The organism is Rhizobium sp. SL42, assembly GCF_021729845.1.
Taxonomy (GTDB): domain Bacteria; phylum Pseudomonadota; class Alphaproteobacteria; order Rhizobiales; family Rhizobiaceae; genus Allorhizobium.
Genome location: NZ_CP063397.1, coordinates 3,499,802 through 3,519,422 on the forward strand (window position 1 = coordinate 3,499,802; position 19,621 = coordinate 3,519,422).

A 19,621-nucleotide genomic window follows, 5' to 3' on the forward strand; every position below is an offset into this window, starting at 1 on the left:
TGTGCAACTGCCCGGTTTTTTGTCGCAAATTTTTCCGATTTTCGTCTTGAGTGCGACGATGGAAGTTGTAATGTTTTACCAGTCGGTCAAATTATTGGTCAGATGCCGGATAAAGGCAACTACCGATACGACAGCGATAAAAAACAAATAAAGATCGCAGCCGTTGACCCGGGGAACAAGGAAGCCAGACGCAAGATCCGGCGTCTGACAAACAGGTGAGGACTTAGATCATGACGGCTCAACCCGGCGCAAATCTGCGCGTGAACGGCGACCGCCTGTGGGACATGCTGATGGACATGGCGAAGATCGGTCCCGGCATTGCCGGCGGGAACAACCGCCAGACCCTGACGGATGACGATGCCACCGGCCGCTCCCTGTTCCAGACGTGGTGCGAAGCCGCAGGCCTTTCCATGGGCGTCGACAAGATGGGCACGATGTTCATGACCCGGCCCGGCACGGACCCCGACGCCCTGCCGGTTTATGTCGGCAGCCATCTCGACACCCAGCCGACCGGCGGCAAGTATGACGGCGTGCTCGGCGTTCTGGCGGCGCTCGAAGTCGTCCGCTCAATGAACGACCTCGGCATCCAGACAAGGCACCCGATCGTCGTCACCAACTGGGCCAATGAAGAAGGTGCGCGCTTTGCTCCCGCCATGCTGGCCTCCGGCGTCTTTGCCGGCGTGCATTCGCTGGACTATGCCTATGGACGCCGCGATCTCGACGGCAAGACCTATGGCGACGAGTTGAAGCGCATCGGCTGGCGCGGCGAAGAAGAGGTGGGCGCCCGCAAGATGCACGCCTATTTCGAATATCATATCGAACAAGGCCCGATCCTCGAAGCAGAAGACAAGCAGATCGGTGTCGTGACCCATTGCCAGGGCCTGTGGTGGCTGGAATTCACCTTGACCGGCCGCGAGGCCCATACCGGCTCGACCCCGATGAACCTGCGCGTCAACGCCGGCCTTGCCATGGCCCGCATCATGGAAATGGTCCAGACGGTTGCCATGAGCGAGCAACCCGGCGCCGTCGGTGGCGTTGGCCAGGTGAAGTTCTCGCCCAATTCGCGCAATGTTTTGCCCGGCACGGTCATATTCACCGTCGATATCCGCACCCCGAGCCAGGACAAGCTTGACCGCATGCGTTCCCGGATCGAGACAGAGGCTGCGGCAATCTGCGAAGAACTCGGCGTCGGCTGTTCGGTCGAGGCGGTCGGCCATTTCGATCCGGTCACCTTCGATCCGAAACTGGTCGCCTCGGTCCGCAAGGCCGCAGAAAATCTCGGCTATAGCCACATGGACATCATCTCCGGCGCCGGCCACGACGCATGCTGGGCAGCCAGGGTCGCGCCCGCCACGATGATCATGTGCCCCTGCGTCGGCGGATTGAGCCACAATGAGGCGGAGGAGATCTCCAAGGACTGGGCGACGGCAGGCGCCGACGTGCTGCTGCGCGCCGTGCTGGAGACGGCGGAGATTGTCGGGTGAGCACTTCCGCGCTATGTTCGGTTGCATCAGGGCCGATGGAGCATCTTAAATGTCCTCGTCAACCGACAATCTGGTACTTGAGCATCTTCGCGCGATCCGTGGAAAAATGGACCGGCTTTCCGAGGACATGTCGGAAATCAAGGCCCGCCTCGGCGTGCTCGAATATCAGGTCGGTGGCCTTACGGCCCAGAATGACCGCTTCTCCAATCGTCTCGACAGACTCGATGATCGCCTCTCGCGCATCGAAAAGCGGCTCGATCTGGTCGACGTGTAATTACCTATACCAAAGGGTTATCCAAAGACTTCAGGAGTTTGCTCATGAAGCTGGATGAGTTTGTGGAGCAGTCACTACTCGACATCACCAAGGGAGTTGCTGACGCTCAAGAAGCATCCCTTCTATATATAGCGCCGGGTTACGTTAACAGCGTCAGGCAAGACGGCGCACAACAGGTGAAGTTTGAGGTTGCGGTCACTGTGAACGCAGAAGGCGGCGGCGGCATATCCGTTCTTTCCTTTGGAGACTTGAAGGGGTCCGTCGCTCGAGAGACCGTGAACCGTGTCAGCTTCGAGGTGCCTGTCCACTTTACAGCCCCGACCATCCACAACAAGCGTCACCACAAGAAAGAAGGGCCTATGGACCCTTTGAATGAATAGGGAGCAGGCCAATGAGCACAGTCATCAAGAACGGCACCGTCGTCACCGCCGATCTCACCTACAAGGCCGACGTCAAGATCGAAGGTGGCGTGATCGTCGAGATCGGCCCCGACCTCTCCGGCACCGAGACGCTGGACGCGACGGGCTGCTACGTCATGCCGGGCGGCATTGATCCGCATGTGCATCTGGAAATGCCGTTCATGGGCACCTATTCCGCCGACGACTTCGAAAGCGGCACGCGCGCCGGTCTGGCCGGCGGCACGACCATGGTCGTCGACTTCTGTCTGCCGGCACCGGACCAGTCGCTGCTCGAAGCTCTGCAGATGTGGGACAACAAGACGTCGCGGGCCAATGCCGACTATTCCTTCCACATGGCGATCACCGGCTGGAACGAACGCGTCTTCGACGAGATGAAGACCGTCGTGCAGGACAAGGGCATCAACACGTTCAAGCACTTCATGGCCTACAAGGGCGCGCTGATGGTGAATGACGACGAGATGTTCGCCTCCTTCCAGCGCTGCGCCGAACTTGGCGCGCTGCCGCTGGTGCATGCCGAAAACGGCGACGTCGTCGCCTCGATGACGGCGAAGCTGCTCGCCGAAGGCAACAACGGGCCGGAAGCCCACGCCTATTCGCGCCCGCCGGAAGTCGAGGGCGAAGCCACCAACCGCGCCATCATGCTCGCCGACATGGCCGGCGTGCCGCTCTATGTCGTGCACACATCCTGCGAACAGGCGCATGAAGCGATCCGCCGTGCCCGGCAGAAGGGGATGCGCGTCTATGGCGAGCCCCTGATCCAGCACCTGACGCTCGACGAAAGCGAATATTTCAACAAGGACTGGGACCATGCCGCCCGCCGGGTGATGAGCCCGCCCTTCCGCAACAAGCAGCATCAGGATTCACTCTGGGCCGGCCTGCAGTCAGGCTCGCTGTCTGTGGTTGCCACCGATCACTGCGCCTTCACCACCGAGCAGAAGCGTTTCGGCCTCGGCAATTTCGCCAGGATCCCCAACGGCACCGGCGGGCTAGAAGACCGCATGCCGATGCTCTGGACCTATGGTGTCGCGACCGGCCGCCTGACGATGAACGAATTCGTCGCGGTGACCTCGACCAACATCGCCAAGATCCTCAACATCTACCCGAGGAAGGGCGCCGTTCTCGTCGGCGCCGATGCCGACCTCGTCGTCTGGGACCCGAAGCGCTCGAAAACCATCTCCGCCAAGACGCAACAGTCGTCGATCGACTACAATGTCTTCGAGGGCAAGGAAGTCACCGGCCTGCCGCGCTACACGCTGACCCGCGGTTATGTCGCGATCGAGGAGAGTGCGGTGAAGACCCGCGAGGGCCACGGCAAGTTCGTCAAGCGCGAGCCTTTCACCGCGGTCAACAAGGCGCTTTCGACCTGGAAGGAACTGGTTGCTCCGCGCAAGGTGGAACGCACGGGCATTCCGGCGACGGGGGTGTGAGTATGCCTGATATTGACGTCACAACATCCATACTTGCGAACGCAGCCAGCATTGCAAATATCGTTGCCTCGGTCGCGGTGTGCGCAACAGCAGCATTCGTATGGCGTCAAGTATCTCTTCAATCCAAAAGCGGGCAGAATGATGACCGAAGGTTCAAGCGTGAATCAGCGAACTATGTCTTCGAAGCACTGCAGAGCCCTTCATTCAAAAATTCCCGAAAGATAATGCTCGATGCACTGAATGCAGGAATCGAACTGCCCAAGGACAAAGACCAAATTGACGGCTTTAGATACATACTCAACACGTATGAGATGCTCGGCCTGATGGTCAAATTCGGGGCTATTAATGAAGAGGTTTGGGAGGGATACTGGAAGAAAGCGTTGCTGAGAGACTGGGATCGGCTTGCAAAATTTGTCGCAGAAGAGAGAAAGAGGTTCAAACATACCACCCTCTTCGAAGACGCTGAGACGGTAGTGAAGAAGTGGCGGGGCTAATGTATTTCACCCCCAATCACGAGGACAGAGCAACGCTCGGCCTGTTCACGACCGCTATCCGAGTAGCACGCCCATTCTTTCGGGCTCTATTGAACAGCCTCTCACACCTCAACCAGCCCATCCAGCTCCGGCAGAAGCACAACGCTCTCCTGCTCGTTGGGATCGGTGCGCGCAATGATCGCCGTGCAGGGCGCGTTCGACAGGTTCGCCGGCAGGTGCGGCACGCCGGCCGGAATGTAGAACAGCTCACCGGCATGCACGATCACATGGTTTTCCAGTCGCTCGCCAAACCAGGTATGCGCCTGGCCCGAGAGCATGTAGATCGCCGTCTCGTGGTTCTCGTGCAGATGCGCCTTGGCGCGTGCGCCCGGCGGCATGGTCAGGACATGCATGCAGATGCCCTTTGCGCCGACCGTCTCGGCCGCGATCCCCTCGAAATAGCTCAAGCCCTGCTTGCCCTCATAGGTATGGCCGGGCTTCACGATGCGGCAGGTGGGTTTCGATGACGTGTCCATGGTCTGCTCCTCGTCCGTCCCGCGACAGGGTCGCGCGTCCCTTTTCGCCGTCTGCGGACGGCCTCCTCCAGACAGCATGCAAGAGCCCCTTCGCCTTTGCAAGAAACCCGATTGGTCCTAACGAATGAATGCTCCCTACTCCGTCGTGTCAGCCAAGGACCTCAGTCTCACCTTCGAGACCAATGACGGTCCGGTTCATGCGCTGTCCAACGTCAATCTCGAGGTGAAGAAAGGCGACTTCGTCTCCTTCATCGGCCCGTCCGGCTGCGGCAAGACGACCTTTCTGCGCGTCATCGCCGATCTCGAAAAACACACGAGCGGCGACATCACCGTCAATGGCATGACGCCGGAGAATGCCCGCAAGGCGCGCTCCTACGGCTATGTCTTCCAGGCGGCCGCCCTCTATCCCTGGCGCACCATCGAGAAGAACATTGCCCTGCCGCTGGAAATCATGGGCTACAGCCCCGAGGAGAAGAAAAAGCGCATCCAGCAGACGCTCGATCTCGTCAATCTCGGCGGCTTCGGCAAGAAATATCCATGGCAGCTGTCGGGCGGCATGCAGCAACGCGCCTCGATCGCCCGCGCGCTCGCCTTCGACGCCGACCTGCTGCTGATGGACGAGCCCTTCGGCGCACTCGACGAAATCGTCCGCGATCATTTGAATTCCGAACTCCTGAAGCTCTGGGACCGCACCAACAAAACGATCTGCTTCGTCACCCATTCGATCCCGGAAGCCGTCTACCTCTCGACCAAGATCGTCGTCATGAGCCCCCGCCCCGGCCGCGTCACCGACATCATCGAGTCGACTCTGCCGAAGGAGCGCCCGCTGGAAATCCGCGAAACCCCGGAATTCCTCGAAATCGCCCAGCGTGTCCGCGAGGGCCTGAAGGCGGGGCATAGCTATGAGGAATAGTTATTCATTGAGGCAAGACACCCCTCCCCAACCCCTCCCCACAAGGGGGAGGGGCTTTAGCGCCACAAACCTCGGCCTGCAATCGTCGCTCCAGAAATACAGACCCAGAGAGGCACAGCGATCAAAGCAAACCCGCCGCAATACATTCACGGGTGCCATGGCTTGTTGTTTGGCGCTGACGGTAGCGGCAAGAAAGCCCCTCCCCCTTGTGGGGAGGGGTTGGGGAGGGGAAAGTCTCCGCACCGACCCAAATGGAAGGCTGTACCCGATGCCGCATTCCAATATCGATCCAAAAACCAGATCCCGAGCCCGCACCCTCCGTCGGGAACTGACCAGGGCCGAACGAGAAATGTGGGACCTGTTGCGGGACTTCAGGCCCTGCGGCGCCCGCTTTCGCCGTGAGACCCCGATCGGTCCATACATCGCTGATTTTGCCTGGCTCGCCGCTCGCATTGTCATAGAGGTAGACGGTGACAGTCACGAAACCCAGCAGGGTCGCAACCATGATCACCGCAGAGACCAATTCCTCAACCAACAGGGTTTCACCGTCCTGCGCTTCGACAATGATCTCGTGATCGTAAATCCGGACCATGTCTTTTTGTCGATAGAACAACGCATCGCGAAATTCTTGACCAAGGAACCCACCCCATGAACCCCGTCTTTCTCCTCTGGCTCGGGGCAGCCATGGCAACCTTCCTCGCCGCCGCCACCGTCTCGCGCGCCTATGTCTCGAACAACAACCTGTGGGTCCTCGCGGCCTCTCTGGCGCTCTACTGCCTCGGCAACCTGATGATGGTGAAGCTGATGCGCGAAGGCGGCCTGGGGCTGGCGATCTCGGCGTCCGCCATCGCCCAGCTGGTGCTGATCAACGTCATCGCCTTCTTCCTGTTTGGCGAGCGCCTGAGCCTCGTCCAGATGGCCGGCGTGGCGCTCGGCGTCGTCTCCATGGCGTTGATGCTGCTGCCCGCAAAGGGAGGGGCCTGACATGCAGCCCCCTTCCCTTTTCCGCGACCGCATCCTGCCCGTCCTCGCCGTGCTTCTCGCAATCCTGGTGATCTGGCATGTCATGGTCGTCTATCTCAATGCGCCCTTCGTCCGCGATCAGGCCGCCCGCGCCGGCGAGGCGATCACCTTCGGCCAGGTCGTCGAGCGGACTTTCGTCCAGGACCGCCCGGTACTTCCCGCGCCGCACCAGATCATCGCCGAGTTGTGGGACACGACGATCAACAAGGCGATCACCTCCAAGCGCAGTCTCGTCTATCATGCCTGGATCACCCTTTCGGCGACGCTGGCCGGCTTCGGCATGGGCACGGTGCTCGGCATACTGCTGGCGATCGGCATCGTGCACAACCGGGCCATGGACCGCTCGCTGATGCCCTGGGTCATCGCCTCCCAGACCATCCCGATCCTCGCCGTCGCGCCGATGATCATCGTGGTGCTGAACTCGATCGGCGTGTCCGGCCTGATGCCCAAGGCGCTGATCTCGACCTATCTCTCCTTCTTCCCGATCGTCGTCGGCATGGTGAAGGGCCTGCGCAGCCCGGATACCCAATTGCTCGACCTGATGCATACCTATCATGCGAGCCCGAGCCAGACCTTCTGGAAGCTGCGCTGGCCGGCGTCCTTGCCCTATCTCTTCACCTCGCTGAAAGTCGCAATCGCCATTTCGCTGGTCGGCGCCATCGTCGGCGAACTGCCGACGGGTGCGGTGGCCGGCCTCGGCGCCCGCCTTCTGTCTGGCTCCTACTATGGCCAGACGATCCAGATCTGGGCCGCCCTGTTCATGGCAGCTGGGCTTGCCGCCCTGCTGGTCTCGATTGTCGGACTTGCCCATACACGGGTCCTGAAGCGCATGGGGGTCAAGCCATGACCGGTTATCTCGTCTTTGCTCTCCTCTTCTGGCTCGGAGCCTGGGCGCTCAACGAATGGCTCGTGCGCCGGCGTCCGAAAAGCCCGGCAACGCGACGCGCGATCGGCATCGCGGTACCGCTCATCTTCGGCATCACCCTGCTCGTCATCTGGGAATGCGTCGTCCACGGTTTCGCCATCCCGTCGATCCTGCTGCCGGCCCCGTCGATGATCTGGACCCGCATCATCAACTCGACACCGGTCCTCTGGGCCGATTTCCGCCAGACCTTCCTCAAATCCGTCATCACCGGCTACATTGCCGGCTGCGGCCTCGGCTTTGTCATGGCGCTGCTGATCGATCGCTCGCCTTTCCTGCAGAAGGGCCTGCTGCCGATCGGCAATTTCGTCTCGGCCCTGCCGGTCGTCGGCATCGCCCCGATCATGGTCATGTGGTTCGGCTTCGACTGGCCGTCCAAGGTCGCGGTCGTCGTCATCATGACCTTCTTCCCGATGCTGGTGAACACCGTGCAGGGGCTCGCCGCCGCCAGCCATATGGAGCGCGACCTGATGCGCACCTATGCCGCCAGCTGGTGGCAGACGCTGGTCCGGCTCCGGCTGCCGGCCGCCTGGCCCTTCATCTTCAACGCCTTGAAGATCAATTCGACGCTGGCGCTGATCGGCGCCATCGTGGCAGAGTTTTTCGGCACCCCGATCGTCGGCATGGGGTTCCGGATTTCCACGGAAGTGGGGCGTAGCAATGTCGACATGGTCTGGGCCGAGATTGCGGTTGCCGCACTCGCCGGCTCGATCTTCTACGGTTTGGTGGCACTCGCAGAACGCGCGGTCACCTTCTGGCATCCGTCCGTCCGTGGTGGGCGGGCGTAAATACGACGCAAACAACAAAAAGAGGGAACTGACATGACTATCAAACTCGCATCCATGTTGCTGGCTGCCGCCGTCTCGCTGACGGCCATGCAGGCGGCCGCCGCCGACAAGGTGACGCTGCAGCTGAAATGGGTCACCCAGGCCCAGTTTGCCGGCTACTACGTCGCCAAGGACAAGGGCTTCTTCGAAGCGGAAGGCCTCGACGTCGATATCAAGCCGGGCGGTCCGGACATTGCACCGCCGCAGGTTCTGGCCGGTGGCGGCGCTGACGTCATCGTCGACTGGATGCCCTCGGCACTCGCAACCCGCGAAAAGGGTGTTGCGCTCGTCAACATCGCCCAGCCCTTCAAGTCCTCTGGCATGATGCTGACCTGCCTCAAGGAAACCGGGATCACCAAGCCGGAAGACTTCAAGGGCAAGACGCTCGGCGTCTGGTTCTTCGGCAACGAATATCCCTTCCTGTCCTGGATGGGCACGCTCGGCATCAAGACCGATGGCTCGCCGGAAGGTGTCACGGTCCTCAAGCAGGGCTTCAACGTCGATCCGCTGCTGCAGAAGCAGGCCGCCTGCATCTCCACCATGACCTATAACGAATACTGGCAGGTCATTGATGCCGGCATCAAGGCGGAAGACCTCGTCACCTTCAAATATGAGGACGAAGGCGTCGCCACCCTGGAAGACGGCCTCTATGTGCTCGAAGACAAGCTCGCCGATCCGGCCTTCAAGGAAAAGATGGTCAAGTTCGTCCGCGCTTCGATGAAGGGCTGGAAATATGCCGAGGAAAACCCGGATGAAGCCGCCGAGATTGTTCTCGAAAACGATGCCTCGGGCGCACAGACCGAAGTCCACCAGAAGCGCATGATGGGTGAAATCGCCAAGCTGACCGCCGGTTCGACCGGCGCGCTCGACAAGGCAGCCTATGACCGCACGGTGAAGACCCTTCTCGGCGGCGGTTCGGATCCGGTCATCACCAAGGAGCCGACCGGCGCCTTCACCACCGAGATCACTGACGCTGCGCTGAAGTAGTCTGAAACACCCTTGAAAAAGCACGGGGCTTCGGCCCCGTGCAATTCAAAAATACATAAGCATTACATACAGTTCGCAGAGACAAAAGCTGGCAAATCGGCAACACAGGTTTGCCTTGTCGATATTTCGACCGCATCTGGTGATGAATATCGCTGGACAAGCCTTGCAGGTGGTTTTTCCATCACCACCTGTTGCCACGCAGTATTTTGAGGCATGATAAAGCTCAGCAGAAGCGCGGCGGCGCCAGAGGCGCCCTATACGCGGGCAGTGAGCCGATTGTGATCGGACTGCGTATTGGAATTGAATCCGCGATATTTGTTGGAAGGTATCCATGCTGCGAAACACGAGCGCCACGTCAATTCTGTTGGCCGCCACACTTACTTTGTCCGGCACAGTTGCCTTTGCGCAAGAACCGGCAGCGCCGAAAGCGGCGCCGAATTTGCCGGCTATCGTCGTGACGACAGCCACAACCCGCGACCTGACCGACCGGATTGTCGCGACCGGTACGGTCAAGGCGGAGGAAGAAGTCTATGTCCAGCCTCAGGTCGAGGGACTGCTGACCAAGACGCTCGAAGCCGATGTAGGCGACCAGGTTGCAAAGGATGCTGTCGTTGCACGGCTGAACGATGACAGCCTGCTCCTGGAAAAAAGCCAGCTGATCGCCAACAAGGCGAAGGCCGAAGCCGGGCTTGCGCAATACCGCGCCCAGTTGATCGAGGCCGAGGCCAGCGCCAAGGATGCGCAGCGCCAGTTCGATCGCGCCACCCGCCTCAGCAAGACAGGCACGGTATCGACGTCACAGCTCGAACAGGCCGAAACGACGCTGGCGAGTGCCAATGCCAAGGCCGAAACGGCTCGTCAGGCGATCACCGTCGCACAGGCCGACGTCACCGTGGTCGAAAGGCAGATCAACGATATCGACCTGAAATTGGCGAGAACGGACGTCAAGTCGCCGGTCGCAGGTACCATTGCAGCCCGCAATGCACGTATCGGCGCCATTGCCAGTGGCGCGGGCGAGCCGCTCTTCACCGTCATCCGCGACGGCCAGATCGAGCTGATTGCCGATGTGTCCGAAAACGAGATCCTCCGTTTGAAGCCCGGGCAGAAGGCCGCAATCACCGTTGCCGGCAGCACGCAAAAACTGTCGGGCTCTGTCCGTCTTGTGTCTCCGGTCATCGATGCGACCACCCGCCTTGGCTCCGTGCATATCGCCATAGACGACGATAGCGCTGCCCGTGCCGGCATGTATGGCACAGCCGACATCGTGATTAATGAGGCGGATGGCATTGCCCTTCCGCTTTCGGCAATCACCACCGCCAAGGGCGAAACTACCACCCGCATCGTCGAGGATGGCATCGTCAGGCTGGTCACGATCGAGACCGGCATTCAGGACGGCGCCTATATCCAGGTGGTGAAGGGATTGAAGGAAGGCGACCGCGTCGTTGCCAAGGCCGGCGCGTTCGTGCGCGACGGTGACCGGATTAAGCCGGTCGATGACAGCACCGTTTCCAACTGAGAGGCACGCGGGTTATGAATTTCTCCGCATGGGCTATCCGAAATCCAATCGCGCCGATCCTGGCCTTCTTCCTGTTGATGGTGGTTGGCATCCAGTCCTTCATCGCATTGCCGATCACGCGCTTCCCGAATATCGACGTACCTCTGGTGGCAATCACCGTCACTCAGAGCGGCGCCTCGCCGTCCGAACTGGAAACCCAGGTCACCAAGGAAGTCGAAGACGCAGTGGCTTCGATCACCGGCGTCGATGAACTGACCTCCACCGTCACCGACGGCCAGTCGCAGACCCTCGTGATGTTCCGCATGGAAGTCCCCACCGAACAGGCGGTGCAGGACGTCAAGGACGCGATCGACCAGATCCGCGGCGACCTTCCGGCAACGGTGGATGAGCCGATCGTCACCAAGATCGACGTCGAAGGCCAGGCGATCCAGAGCTTTGCGGTCTCCGCCCCGAACATGAACATCGAGGAAATCTCGTGGTTCGTCGACGACACGATCAAGCGCGCCCTCCAGGGCCAGCCCGGCATCGGTCGCGTCGACCGCTACGGTGGCGCCGACCGTGAAATCCGCATCGAGCTCGACCCTAACCGCCTGAACGCGCTCGGCGTCACCGCCGCCGATATCAGCAGCCAGTTGCGCGGTACCAATGTCGACCTCGGTTCCGGCCGCGGCCAGGTCGCCGGTGCCGAGCAGTCGATCCGCACGCTTGGCGACAGCCGCGACGTTGCAAGCCTGCAAAACACCACGATCGCGCTGAGCAATGGCCGCTTCGTCAAGCTGTCGGACCTCGGCACGATCAAGGACACCTACGAGGAACAGAAATCCTTCGCCCGCTTCGACGGCAAGCCCGTCGTCACCTTCGCCGTCTTCCGTGCCAAGGGCGCCAGCGAAGTGACGGTCGCCGAGACCGTTGCGGAAAGCCTTGCCAAGGTCCGGGCGGAAAATCCCGACGTCGCGATCGAGATGATCGACGATTCCGTCTACTTTACCTATGGCAACTACGAAGCCGCGATGCACACGCTGATCGAGGGCGCGATCCTCGCCGTCATCGTCGTGTTCATCTTCCTGCGCAACTGGCGCGCCACGCTGATTTCCGCCATCGCACTGCCACTGTCTGCGATCCCGACATTCTGGATCATGGACATGATGGGCTTCTCGCTCAATCTCGTCAGCTTCCTCGCCCTGACGCTGGCGACCGGCATCCTGGTCGATGATGCGATCGTCGAGGTGGAAAACATCGCGCGCCACATCAAGATGGGCAAGACGCCCTACCGGGCGGCGATCGAGGCGGCGGACGAAATCGGCCTCGCCGTCATCGCAACGACGTTCACCATCATCGCCGTCTTCGTGCCTGTCTCCTTCATGCCGGGCATTCCGGGCCAGTATTTCATCCAGTTCGGCCTGACGGTTGCCTTCTCGGTCTTCTTCTCGCTGATGGTCGCGCGCCTGATCACCCCGCTGATGGCAGCCTATCTGATGCGTGCCGAAGACGCGATGGACGACCATCACGACAACGACAGCGCCTTCATGAAGGGCTACACGCGCATCGTCCGCCTGACGACCAGCCACTGGTACAGCCGCTACATCACGCTTGCCGCAGCCATCGCCTTCCTCATCGGCTCGCTGATGCTGCTGGCCCAGGTTCCGGGAAGCTTCCTGCCACCGGAAGACGCCGGCCGTATCGTCATCTCCGTCGAACTGCCGCCGAACGCGACGCTCGCCGAAACCGAGCGCAAGACCGACCAGATCCATGCAGCACTCGCGGACATCAGCGACATCTCCAGCATCTTCGTCCTGGGCGGCGCATCGCCGAAGGGCGATATGGAACTGCGCCGCGCCAGCATCACCTTGAACCTCGACCACATCGAGCATTCTCTGGTGAAGACGCTCGTCAACAAGGGTCTGGGCGGCTTGCCGCTGATCGGCCAGTTCATGCCGAAGATGGAAATCCATGGCCGTATCCGTCCGCAATGGGAGATCGAGGAAGAGGTTTTCGCCAAACTCGCGCCGATCGCCGATATCCGCGTGCTCAAGCTCAATGATCGCGGCGAACGCGACATCGCCTTCAACTTCCTCTCCAAGAACGAGGAAGACCTGAACGAGGCCGTGGCGATTCTCGAGGCCAAGCTGCGTACCCTGCCGGAACTGGCCAATGCCAGCGCCGAGGGCGCCCTGCCCCGGCCTGAACTGCAGATCCGGCCGCGTTCGGATGAAGCGGCACGGCTTGGCATCACCGCCGAACAGATTGCCCAGACCGTGCGGGTCGCAACCATCGGCGACATCGATTCGGCACTGCCGAAGATTGCCCTCGACAACCGCCTCATACCGATCCGGGTGCAGGCCTCGCTCGACCTCCGGACCGATCTCGCCGCCATCCGCGCCCTGAAGATCAGGACGGCCAGCGGCCAGGCGGTTCCGCTTTCGAGCGTCGCCGACATCGAGTATTCGGAAGGGGTCAGTTCGATCAAGCGCAATGACCGCAACCGGGTCGTCACGATCGGGGCCGGCCTGCCGCAGGGCGTTGCGCTCGACACGGCGACAGCGGCCTTCCGCAATGCGGTGGACAACGCCAACCTTCCTGCCTCGGTCAGGCTCGCCGAGAGCGGCGACGCCAAGATCCAGGCCGAGATGCAGCAGAGCTTCCTCAATGCCATGCTGCTTGGCGTGCTTCTGGTGCTGACGGTGCTGATCCTGCTGTTCAAGGACGTGATCCAGCCCTTCACCATCCTGTTCTCGCTGCCGCTCGCCATCGGCGGCGTGGCGGTCGGCCTGATCGTCACCAACAATGCGCTCTCCATGCCCGTCCTTATCGGCATCCTGATGCTGATGGGTATCGTGACCAAGAACGCCATCCTGCTGGTCGATTTCGCCATCGAGATGCGCCACCGCGGCATGGACCGCCTGGAAGCCATGGTGGAAGCCGGCCGCAAGCGCGCCCGCCCGATCATCATGACCTCCATCGCCATGTCGGCCGGCATGCTGCCGTCGGCCCTCGGCGTCGGCGAAGGCGGCTCGTTCCGTGCGCCGATGGCGATTGCCGTGATCGGCGGCATCATCGTCTCGACCGTGCTGAGCCTCGTGGTCGTGCCGGCCTTCTTCCTCATCCTCGATGACCTGTCGCGCCTGCTCAGCCGGATCTTCAGCCGCCTCGTCGGCAAGAAGGAACAGGAAATCGAGCCTCTGAGCTCGGAGCACCTGACGGTCGCGGTCGCCGAACTGTATGACCGGGTCGCCGCGGTAGAGCGCAGCAGCACGCCTGCCAGCCGGCGGAGTGAAAGCAACAATGTTGTTACCCTGCCACCCCTCGCAGCGGAATAGACGACCGGGAACCGAACGAGAGAGGAAAGCCGGCATCGCCGGCTTTTTTCATGCGCCTCCCTGCCGAATTTTAGCAGAACCTTGAACGTCGATTGATCGAAATCAAATCAGGCCCGACATAACTGTCATAGATTGCACGCACTGAGAGAGTGATCTGCTTGCCTCTCGTCACTTGCCCGTCGGTCGCATGCCGTGGATAAAGACGAGAGAAATGACGAAGCTGGCCGTTGATCCGCGACCGGGCCATTTCCGCCCGCGGGTCACGGGCTGGATTTTGCCAGGCAGGAGCCATGGGAGTGCGGGACTGTGAACAAGATGCTGAGACTGAACGTTAGAGACAAGAACACATTGCTGCGAACGTCCTTTCTGGCGACGCTTGGCCCGTCGGCTTTGGCCGGCATGCTCGAGATCATCAGCGTCACGAACTACGAAGCGCGCGATGTGCTGTTTCGAGAAGGTGAACCGGCCGAGTTCTTCTACTGCGTGCTCAGCGGCTATGTCCGGCTGTATCGGCTGAACAAGGATGGCCGCGAGGCGGATATCCGCATCTGCGGCCCCGGCGACGTTTTCTCCGAATGCCTGCTGCCGATGGGCGACCGTTATCTCTACAATGCCCAAGCCGCCGATACCGCGACATTGGGCCGTTTCGACCTGCAAAAGGTGCGTCAACTGGCCGAGGTCGAGAAGGACGTGGCCAAGTCGATCATCCGCAGCCTGTCCGACCATCTGCGCACGACGATGGACTGCATCGCCAATGACCGGCTGCAGACGGCCCCGCAACGGGTTGCCCACTATCTGTTGTCGACCTGCGAGAAGGAAGGTGGCCCGGTCTCGATCCGTCTGCCTTTCCAGAAAAGCCTTCTGGCAGGAAAGCTTGGCCTTGCGCCGGAAGCCTTGTCGCGCGCCTTCTCGACCCTCAGGCGCGCAGGCGTCACGGTGCGCGGTCGCACCATCCAGATAACCGACGTAACCGCGCTGAAGCAGATTTGAACGGGACCTGAGAAGCGGCGCTCAGAGCCCGCCGCTCTCCTGTAGAAACCGCACGACCCGCTCGACACCGGCGCCGCGCTTGAGGTCGGTAAACACAAATGGTCGCTGCGCCCTCATCCGGTCGGCATCCCGCTCCATCACCTCGAGATCGACGCCGACATGCGGCGCCAGATCCGTCTTGTTGATGATCAGCAGATCGGACCGCGTGATCCCCGGACCGCCTTTGCGCGGAATTTCCTCACCCTGACAGACGGAGATCACATAGAGCGTGATGTCGGCAAGATCCGGCGAGAAGGTCGCGGCGAGATTGTCGCCCCCTGATTCGATGAAGACGATATCCAGATCGGGGATCCGCGCGTTCAGATCGGCAATCGCGCGTAGATTGATCGAGGCATCTTCGCGGATCGCCGTATGGGGACAGCCCCCCGTCTCCACGCCGACCACACGATCCGAAGACAGCGCCTGCATGCGGATCAGCGCATCGGCATCCTCGCGCGTATAGATGTCATTGGTGACGACCGCGACGGAATAGTCGTCCCGCATCGCCTTGCAAAGCTTTTCCGTCAGTGCCGTCTTGCCGGAGCCGACCGGTCCGCCGATACCAACCCGAAGAGGACCATTGTTCGATTTCATCCTGTCATTCCTGTCATTTCGCCATCATCAGGCTGCACTTCCCGGACCGTGCTCGTCTAGGACTGGAAAAGTCTTGAATACTGCGTCTCGTGCCGCATGCTGAGCGTCTCGGCAATGATCGCGGCACTGCCCAGATCATCAATCCCCATGCGCTCGAGATTGCCAATACTGCCCAGAATATCGGCCTCAATCTCGGCAATCAGCGCCACTCCCTGCGTTTGGCCGATCACGCTGAGGCGGATCGCAACGGAGATCAACTGGCTGATCTGCGCCTGCAGGAAGGCGGCCAGTGCGTCGCCGACGGACACCCCATGCGCCGCAGCCACGGCGCCAACCGCGACACTGTAGGCAACGGAGCCCCTCAATATCTCCAGCACCGGATGCGGCCATGCGCCCGCTGCCGTCACGAATGCTTCGCCCTGGCGGACGATTTCGGCATGGCGCTCCGCCGAACCCGCAAGTGCCGACGCAAGGGACAACACTGCGCACAGCGCCGCATCGTCGCCGGAGTGCCGATGCCCTTCGACCAGAAGGATGGCGTCATTGCGCAAGCCGCCATCGGCAAGCAGCAGACGCAGCCAGCGCGACAGGTCATCCCTGTTGCCGATATGTCCATCGACAATGGCGCTTTCCAGCCCGCCGGAATAAGCAAAGCCACCAACCGGAAAGGCCGGCGACAACCACGCCATAAGCCGGAGCAGACCACGCCGCGATGCGTCCGAGACGGGCATTTCAGCCATGGCCGTGACTATGGCCGCCATGCGAATGATAGGCGCCGCGCACCGGCTGGAACGGCTCGACCACCTCGCTGACCGTCGCGCCGAGGCCGGTCAGCATGTCACGGATGACATGGTCGCGCTGGATCAGAATCCTCTCGAGCTCGATCTGGGCGGCCAGGTGGCGGTTGCCCAGGTGCCAGGCGAGTTCGATGAGATGAAGGCTATCGCGCGGCCGAACGTCGAAAAGCCGCTCCTCGGCTGCCTTCACCTCGATCGACGTGCCATCCTCCAGCACCAGCCGGTCGCCGTCGGCGAGGGAGACCGGCTCCTTGAGGTCGAGCATGACCATTTCGCCATCATCGAGATGCAGAAGCTTGCGCCGAAGATGACGTTCGTCATGCGCCAGCACGACCGTCCCTTCCGGCTGCGCCGCCATCGATCCGGCTGGCATGATGGAGGTGGCTCGCTGCATGTTGTCTCCGAATTGGCTGTTTTTTGAACCATGCACAAGACGGAGGCAGTCGGCAAGATTGATCTTCAGCTGCGCATCGGAACCGCACCGAAAACAGCACGCGCGTAGTCCGTCTCGTCCGCCACGTCGCGCGGATCATCGAAGATCATCGACTGCTCGTGCAATACACGATCACGGCCTTCGCCCTTGGCGAGATAAAGCGCATTGTCGGCGCGCGCATAGACGCATTCGGAGCGCCGATCGACAACGAATTCGGCAACACCGGCCGATATCGTGACAGAGACGACTTGGCCCTGGCAATCGATGCCACGCGCGGCGACCAGCATGCGTGCGCGCTCGACCAGAGCCAGCCGCTGAGCAATGCCGCCACCGCAGATGATCACGCCGAACTCCTCGCCGCCGAGCCGCGCCACGACGTGACAATCATGGAATACCTCGCGCAGGATGTCGGAGACACCGCGGATGACCATGTCGCCCGAATGGTGGCCGAACCGGTCATTGATCGCCTTGAACCGATCGATATCGATGATCGCCAGCGACGCTTCGCCCTGAACCGAATCTAGGGCATCGTTGAAGGCACGTCGGTTGGAAAGGCCGGACAACGCATCCGTCTGGCTCAGTCGTTCGAATTCTGCGCGCGAAACAGCCAGATCCCGAATCACGCCCCCGGTGACCAGCGCCAGCGCACCGGAAACGGCGCCGCCGAACAACCATGAAAACGCCACCGAAAGCTTGACCGCCTCGGAAACGGAAAGCGTCAGGATGCCAAACGCGTAAAGCAGCGGCAAACCTGCCAGGCTGAAGATGCAGGCCAGGATCACCGCCCTGAAGCTCATCTTTGCGGCGAAACTCCAGATTGCCGCCCGGCTGTCGAAACTGCCGAGATCGATCTGTAGGGACAGCCATTTTTCGATGAAATTCACGAGTCGCTCCTCGTCCGCTCTGCAATAATCGAATAGGGAGGTAATCTTCCCCATTCGCTAACCAAATCGTTAAAATACAACCAGTCACGCAAATGAAATCAAGACACCCGAAAATGGTCCGGAGCCCAACTTATAGGGGCGCTCGATCGGCCCTCAGCGCAACCGATAGAGGTGACTTTTTTTGGATTTTGCCGGAATTTGATGCGTTTTATCAGGCACTGTGGCGTTTTGCCTCTACGCGGAACACAGCCTGCATACACACAAAAAATTGAACGCAGGCACAATCAGAAAGTGTCCAATTCATTAATGTTTGGCACTGTCAGAAAGCCACCCACAAGTTGCATGCACTTGATCAAAAAAGGCCCGGCAAAGCCGGGCCTTCAGACGGTCGACAGGCGATTTCGCTGCCGCTAAGCGGCCTGCTTCGCCTTCAGGTTTTCCATGATGTTCTGCGGCGAGGAGATACCATAGGGATCGCTGTCGCAATTGTCCGAATAGCCCTCTTCCTCAAACCACTGTTCAACAACGCCGTTGTTGATGATCGCGGCATAACGCCAGGAGCGCAGTCCGAAGCCGACATTGTCCTTGCGAACCAGCATGCCCATCTTGCGGGTAAACTCGCCGGAACCGTCCGGGATCAGCTTGACGTTTTCCAGCCCCTGGCTCTTGCCCCAGGCATTCATCACGAAAGCATCGTTGACCGAGATGCAATAGATCTCGTCGATACCTCCAGCCTGGAAATCGGCGTGCATCTTTTCGAAGTCCGGCAACTGGAAGGTCGAGCATGTCGGCGTAAACGCACCCGGCAGCGAAAACAGGATGACCCGCTTGCCATCGAAATAATCGGCTGAACGGACGTCCTGCCAGCGAAACGGGTTTGCACCGCCGACGGCCTCGTCACGGACACGGGTACGGAAAGTCACATCAGGCACTTTGCGGCCAATAAGCATGGTACGGATCTCCTGTCTGGGCTGGCGCACGCGCGTGTTGGGAGCACGCGGCGCGCCATTGAAATAGCCGTTCAGACCTAGCCCAGGAACTGGTGCAATGCAGCATGCAATCGCGATTTCAACATGCCGGCATAGCAGCCATGCGCTGGGCGAATATGCTAATGTAGCTCTAACGCTGAATGTTCAGTGACCATTCCAGCATCTGCGGCAACGGCGTCCACCAGCCTGTGCGAAGACCGGCGGCGCGCAATCCGGCTGCCGTCCAGGTATTGCAGCCGAGCAAGGCATTGAAGGCGCCATTGGCCTCGAAGAAGGCGTCCGTGGCGCCGTACCCCGCGGCGGCGATTACCGACACCTTGCCATCCGTGCGGGCGAAACTTGCACCAATATGATCGAGCAGTTGGCGATAGCCGGCCTCCGATATCGTCAGGCGCCGGGCAAATGGTGAGCCATCCGGAATTTCTCCGGCCAGATCGAGATGCAGCACCGAGCGATCGACAGTCAATGCCTTCAACACCGGCAGAGGTTTCAGTTCGCTCCAGGTCGGCGTTTCGACATAAAACGCCCGGCCGCCCCAGCCGACGACCAGATAGACCGCGCTCGGATTGCCGATCTCAAAACCATGCGCGGCGAGCTCTGCAAATTCCGCCCGGAGTTCCTCATCCAGAGGAAGGGCGATGTCGGTGTGGATGGCATTGGCCAGCAGCAGGATCTGTCGCGAACCGCCATCACCGGCAGCCTCCGTTCGTCCCAGCAGCGGCCGCGGCACGACCACCCCCAGAACAAGCAACAGCAGGATCACGAAGACCCCGCCAC

21 protein-coding genes are annotated in these 19,621 nt (G+C 60.8%); 14 read left to right on the plus strand and 7 right to left on the minus strand.

The features are described 5' to 3' along the window. Positions 1 to 230 precede the first annotated feature (230 nt). From IM739_RS16515 to IM739_RS16535, 5 genes are read left to right on the plus strand one after another with little or no spacing between them, the layout of a single operon-like run. The gene (locus IM739_RS16515) at positions 231 to 1,484 is read left to right on the plus strand and encodes a Zn-dependent hydrolase (RefSeq protein WP_237368777.1); all 1,254 of its coding nucleotides are present in this window, start codon (positions 231 to 233) and stop codon (positions 1,482 to 1,484) included. A 49-nt stretch (positions 1,485 to 1,533) separates the two neighbouring features. Further along, positions 1,534 to 1,758: a hypothetical protein gene (locus tag IM739_RS16520; RefSeq protein WP_237368778.1), complete on the plus strand. Its 225-nt coding sequence runs from the start codon at positions 1,534 to 1,536 to the stop codon at positions 1,756 to 1,758. A gap of 44 nt (positions 1,759 to 1,802) precedes the next feature. Further along, entirely contained in the window at positions 1,803 to 2,138 is a 336-nt protein-coding gene (locus IM739_RS16525) for a hypothetical protein (RefSeq protein ID WP_237368779.1), read from the plus strand. A gap of 11 nt (positions 2,139 to 2,149) precedes the next feature. After that, positions 2,150 to 3,604 (plus strand): dihydropyrimidinase, encoded by a 1,455-nt coding sequence (hydA, locus tag IM739_RS16530; protein WP_237368780.1) that lies wholly within the window; start codon positions 2,150 to 2,152, stop codon positions 3,602 to 3,604. Between the two features lie 2 nt (positions 3,605 to 3,606). After that, on the plus strand, positions 3,607 to 4,098 hold the full coding sequence (locus tag IM739_RS16535) for a DUF4760 domain-containing protein (RefSeq protein WP_237368781.1): 492 nt from the start codon (positions 3,607 to 3,609) through the stop codon (positions 4,096 to 4,098). A gap of 101 nt (positions 4,099 to 4,199) precedes the next feature. Here the strand turns inward: IM739_RS16535 and IM739_RS16540 are convergent, their stop codons facing one another. Further along, a complete protein-coding gene (locus tag IM739_RS16540; protein ID WP_237368782.1) occupies positions 4,200 to 4,613 on the minus strand; it encodes a cupin domain-containing protein in 414 nt (137 codons plus the stop codon). Between the two features lie 124 nt (positions 4,614 to 4,737). Here IM739_RS16540 and IM739_RS16545 point away from each other — a divergent pair, with 124 nt between their 5' ends. From IM739_RS16545 to IM739_RS16585, 9 genes are all read left to right on the plus strand, one after another. Next, on the plus strand, positions 4,738 to 5,526 hold the full coding sequence (locus IM739_RS16545; RefSeq protein WP_237368783.1) for an ABC transporter ATP-binding protein: 789 nt from the start codon (positions 4,738 to 4,740) through the stop codon (positions 5,524 to 5,526). A 349-nt stretch (positions 5,527 to 5,875) separates the two neighbouring features. Continuing rightward, positions 5,876 to 6,178: an endonuclease domain-containing protein gene (locus IM739_RS16550; protein WP_237371099.1), complete on the plus strand. Its 303-nt coding sequence runs from the start codon at positions 5,876 to 5,878 to the stop codon at positions 6,176 to 6,178. Then, on the plus strand, positions 6,175 to 6,510 hold the full coding sequence (locus IM739_RS16555) for a hypothetical protein (protein ID WP_237368784.1): 336 nt from the start codon (positions 6,175 to 6,177) through the stop codon (positions 6,508 to 6,510). Before IM739_RS16550 ends, IM739_RS16555 begins: the two co-directional genes overlap by 4 nt. Before the next feature lies 1 nt (position 6,511). After that, positions 6,512 to 7,396 (plus strand): ABC transporter permease, encoded by an 885-nt coding sequence (locus IM739_RS16560; RefSeq protein WP_237368785.1) that lies wholly within the window; start codon positions 6,512 to 6,514, stop codon positions 7,394 to 7,396. Continuing rightward, complete coding sequence (locus IM739_RS16565; RefSeq protein ID WP_237368786.1) at positions 7,393 to 8,259, plus strand: ABC transporter permease; 867 nt, start codon at positions 7,393 to 7,395, stop codon at positions 8,257 to 8,259. Before IM739_RS16560 ends, IM739_RS16565 begins: the two co-directional genes overlap by 4 nt. A 33-nt stretch (positions 8,260 to 8,292) precedes the next feature. Then, complete coding sequence (locus tag IM739_RS16570; protein ID WP_237368787.1) at positions 8,293 to 9,285, plus strand: ABC transporter substrate-binding protein; 993 nt, start codon at positions 8,293 to 8,295, stop codon at positions 9,283 to 9,285. A 331-nt stretch (positions 9,286 to 9,616) separates the two neighbouring features. After that, on the plus strand, positions 9,617 to 10,801 hold the full coding sequence (locus IM739_RS16575; protein WP_237368788.1) for an efflux RND transporter periplasmic adaptor subunit: 1,185 nt from the start codon (positions 9,617 to 9,619) through the stop codon (positions 10,799 to 10,801). A gap of 14 nt (positions 10,802 to 10,815) precedes the next feature. Beyond that, entirely contained in the window at positions 10,816 to 14,118 is a 3,303-nt protein-coding gene (locus IM739_RS16580) for an efflux RND transporter permease subunit (RefSeq protein ID WP_237368789.1), read from the plus strand. 315 nt (positions 14,119 to 14,433) lie between these two features. Beyond that, on the plus strand, positions 14,434 to 15,108 hold the full coding sequence (locus IM739_RS16585; RefSeq protein WP_037074916.1) for a Crp/Fnr family transcriptional regulator: 675 nt from the start codon (positions 14,434 to 14,436) through the stop codon (positions 15,106 to 15,108). Positions 15,109 to 15,129: 21 nt separating this feature from the next. Here the strand turns inward: IM739_RS16585 and ureG are convergent, their stop codons facing one another. From ureG to IM739_RS16615, 6 genes are all read right to left on the minus strand, one after another. Then, complete coding sequence (ureG, locus tag IM739_RS16590; protein WP_237368790.1) at positions 15,130 to 15,741, minus strand: urease accessory protein UreG; 612 nt, start codon at positions 15,739 to 15,741, stop codon at positions 15,130 to 15,132. Positions 15,742 to 15,797: 56 nt separating this feature from the next. After that, entirely contained in the window at positions 15,798 to 16,481 is a 684-nt protein-coding gene (locus IM739_RS16595) for an urease accessory protein UreF (RefSeq protein WP_237368791.1), read from the minus strand. Further along, positions 16,474 to 16,932 carry an urease accessory protein UreE gene (gene ureE / locus IM739_RS16600; RefSeq protein ID WP_237368792.1) on the minus strand — a complete coding sequence of 153 codons (459 nt, stop codon included), beginning with the start codon at positions 16,930 to 16,932 and terminating at the stop codon, positions 16,474 to 16,476. Before ureE ends, IM739_RS16595 begins: the two co-directional genes overlap by 8 nt. Positions 16,933 to 16,997: 65 nt before the next feature. Continuing rightward, positions 16,998 to 17,855 carry a GGDEF domain-containing protein gene (locus IM739_RS16605; RefSeq protein ID WP_237368793.1) on the minus strand — a complete coding sequence of 286 codons (858 nt, stop codon included), beginning with the start codon at positions 17,853 to 17,855 and terminating at the stop codon, positions 16,998 to 17,000. A 410-nt stretch (positions 17,856 to 18,265) separates the two neighbouring features. Beyond that, on the minus strand, positions 18,266 to 18,805 hold the full coding sequence (locus tag IM739_RS16610) for a peroxiredoxin (protein WP_237368794.1): 540 nt from the start codon (positions 18,803 to 18,805) through the stop codon (positions 18,266 to 18,268). Positions 18,806 to 18,974: 169 nt separating this feature from the next. Further along, positions 18,975 to 19,607 (minus strand): TIGR02117 family protein, encoded by a 633-nt coding sequence (locus IM739_RS16615; RefSeq protein WP_237368795.1) that lies wholly within the window; start codon positions 19,605 to 19,607, stop codon positions 18,975 to 18,977. Positions 19,608 to 19,621 lie beyond the last annotated feature (14 nt).

Excerpts from the sequence above, each read along its gene's own strand:
- IM739_RS16520 (WP_237368778.1), top strand. The coding sequence starts at position 1,534 with ATGTCCTCGTCAACCGACAATCTGGTACTTGAGCATCTTCGCGCGATC.
- IM739_RS16525 (WP_237368779.1), top strand. The coding sequence starts at position 1,803 with ATGAAGCTGGATGAGTTTGTGGAGCAGTCACTACTCGACATCACCAAG.
- IM739_RS16575 (WP_237368788.1), top strand. The coding sequence starts at position 9,617 with ATGCTGCGAAACACGAGCGCCACGTCAATTCTGTTGGCCGCCACACTT.
- IM739_RS16610 (WP_237368794.1), bottom strand. The coding sequence starts at position 18,805 with ATGCTTATTGGCCGCAAAGTGCCTGATGTGACTTTCCGTACCCGTGTC.
- IM739_RS16555 (WP_237368784.1), top strand. The coding sequence starts at position 6,175 with ATGAACCCCGTCTTTCTCCTCTGGCTCGGGGCAGCCATGGCAACCTTC.
- IM739_RS16595 (WP_237368791.1), bottom strand. The coding sequence starts at position 16,481 with ATGGCTGAAATGCCCGTCTCGGACGCATCGCGGCGTGGTCTGCTCCGG.
- IM739_RS16550 (WP_237371099.1), top strand. The coding sequence starts at position 5,876 with ATGTGGGACCTGTTGCGGGACTTCAGGCCCTGCGGCGCCCGCTTTCGC.
- IM739_RS16585 (WP_037074916.1), top strand. The coding sequence starts at position 14,434 with ATGCTGAGACTGAACGTTAGAGACAAGAACACATTGCTGCGAACGTCC.
- ureE (WP_237368792.1), bottom strand. The coding sequence starts at position 16,932 with ATGCAGCGAGCCACCTCCATCATGCCAGCCGGATCGATGGCGGCGCAG.
- IM739_RS16515 (WP_237368777.1), top strand. The coding sequence starts at position 231 with ATGACGGCTCAACCCGGCGCAAATCTGCGCGTGAACGGCGACCGCCTG.
- IM739_RS16560 (WP_237368785.1), top strand. The coding sequence starts at position 6,512 with ATGCAGCCCCCTTCCCTTTTCCGCGACCGCATCCTGCCCGTCCTCGCC.
- hydA (WP_237368780.1), top strand. The coding sequence starts at position 2,150 with ATGAGCACAGTCATCAAGAACGGCACCGTCGTCACCGCCGATCTCACC.
- ureG (WP_237368790.1), bottom strand. The coding sequence starts at position 15,741 with ATGAAATCGAACAATGGTCCTCTTCGGGTTGGTATCGGCGGACCGGTC.
- IM739_RS16540 (WP_237368782.1), bottom strand. The coding sequence starts at position 4,613 with ATGGACACGTCATCGAAACCCACCTGCCGCATCGTGAAGCCCGGCCAT.
- IM739_RS16545 (WP_237368783.1), top strand. The coding sequence starts at position 4,738 with ATGAATGCTCCCTACTCCGTCGTGTCAGCCAAGGACCTCAGTCTCACC.
- IM739_RS16570 (WP_237368787.1), top strand. The coding sequence starts at position 8,293 with ATGACTATCAAACTCGCATCCATGTTGCTGGCTGCCGCCGTCTCGCTG.
- IM739_RS16580 (WP_237368789.1), top strand. The coding sequence starts at position 10,816 with ATGAATTTCTCCGCATGGGCTATCCGAAATCCAATCGCGCCGATCCTG.
- IM739_RS16565 (WP_237368786.1), top strand. The coding sequence starts at position 7,393 with ATGACCGGTTATCTCGTCTTTGCTCTCCTCTTCTGGCTCGGAGCCTGG.
- IM739_RS16535 (WP_237368781.1), top strand. The coding sequence starts at position 3,607 with ATGCCTGATATTGACGTCACAACATCCATACTTGCGAACGCAGCCAGC.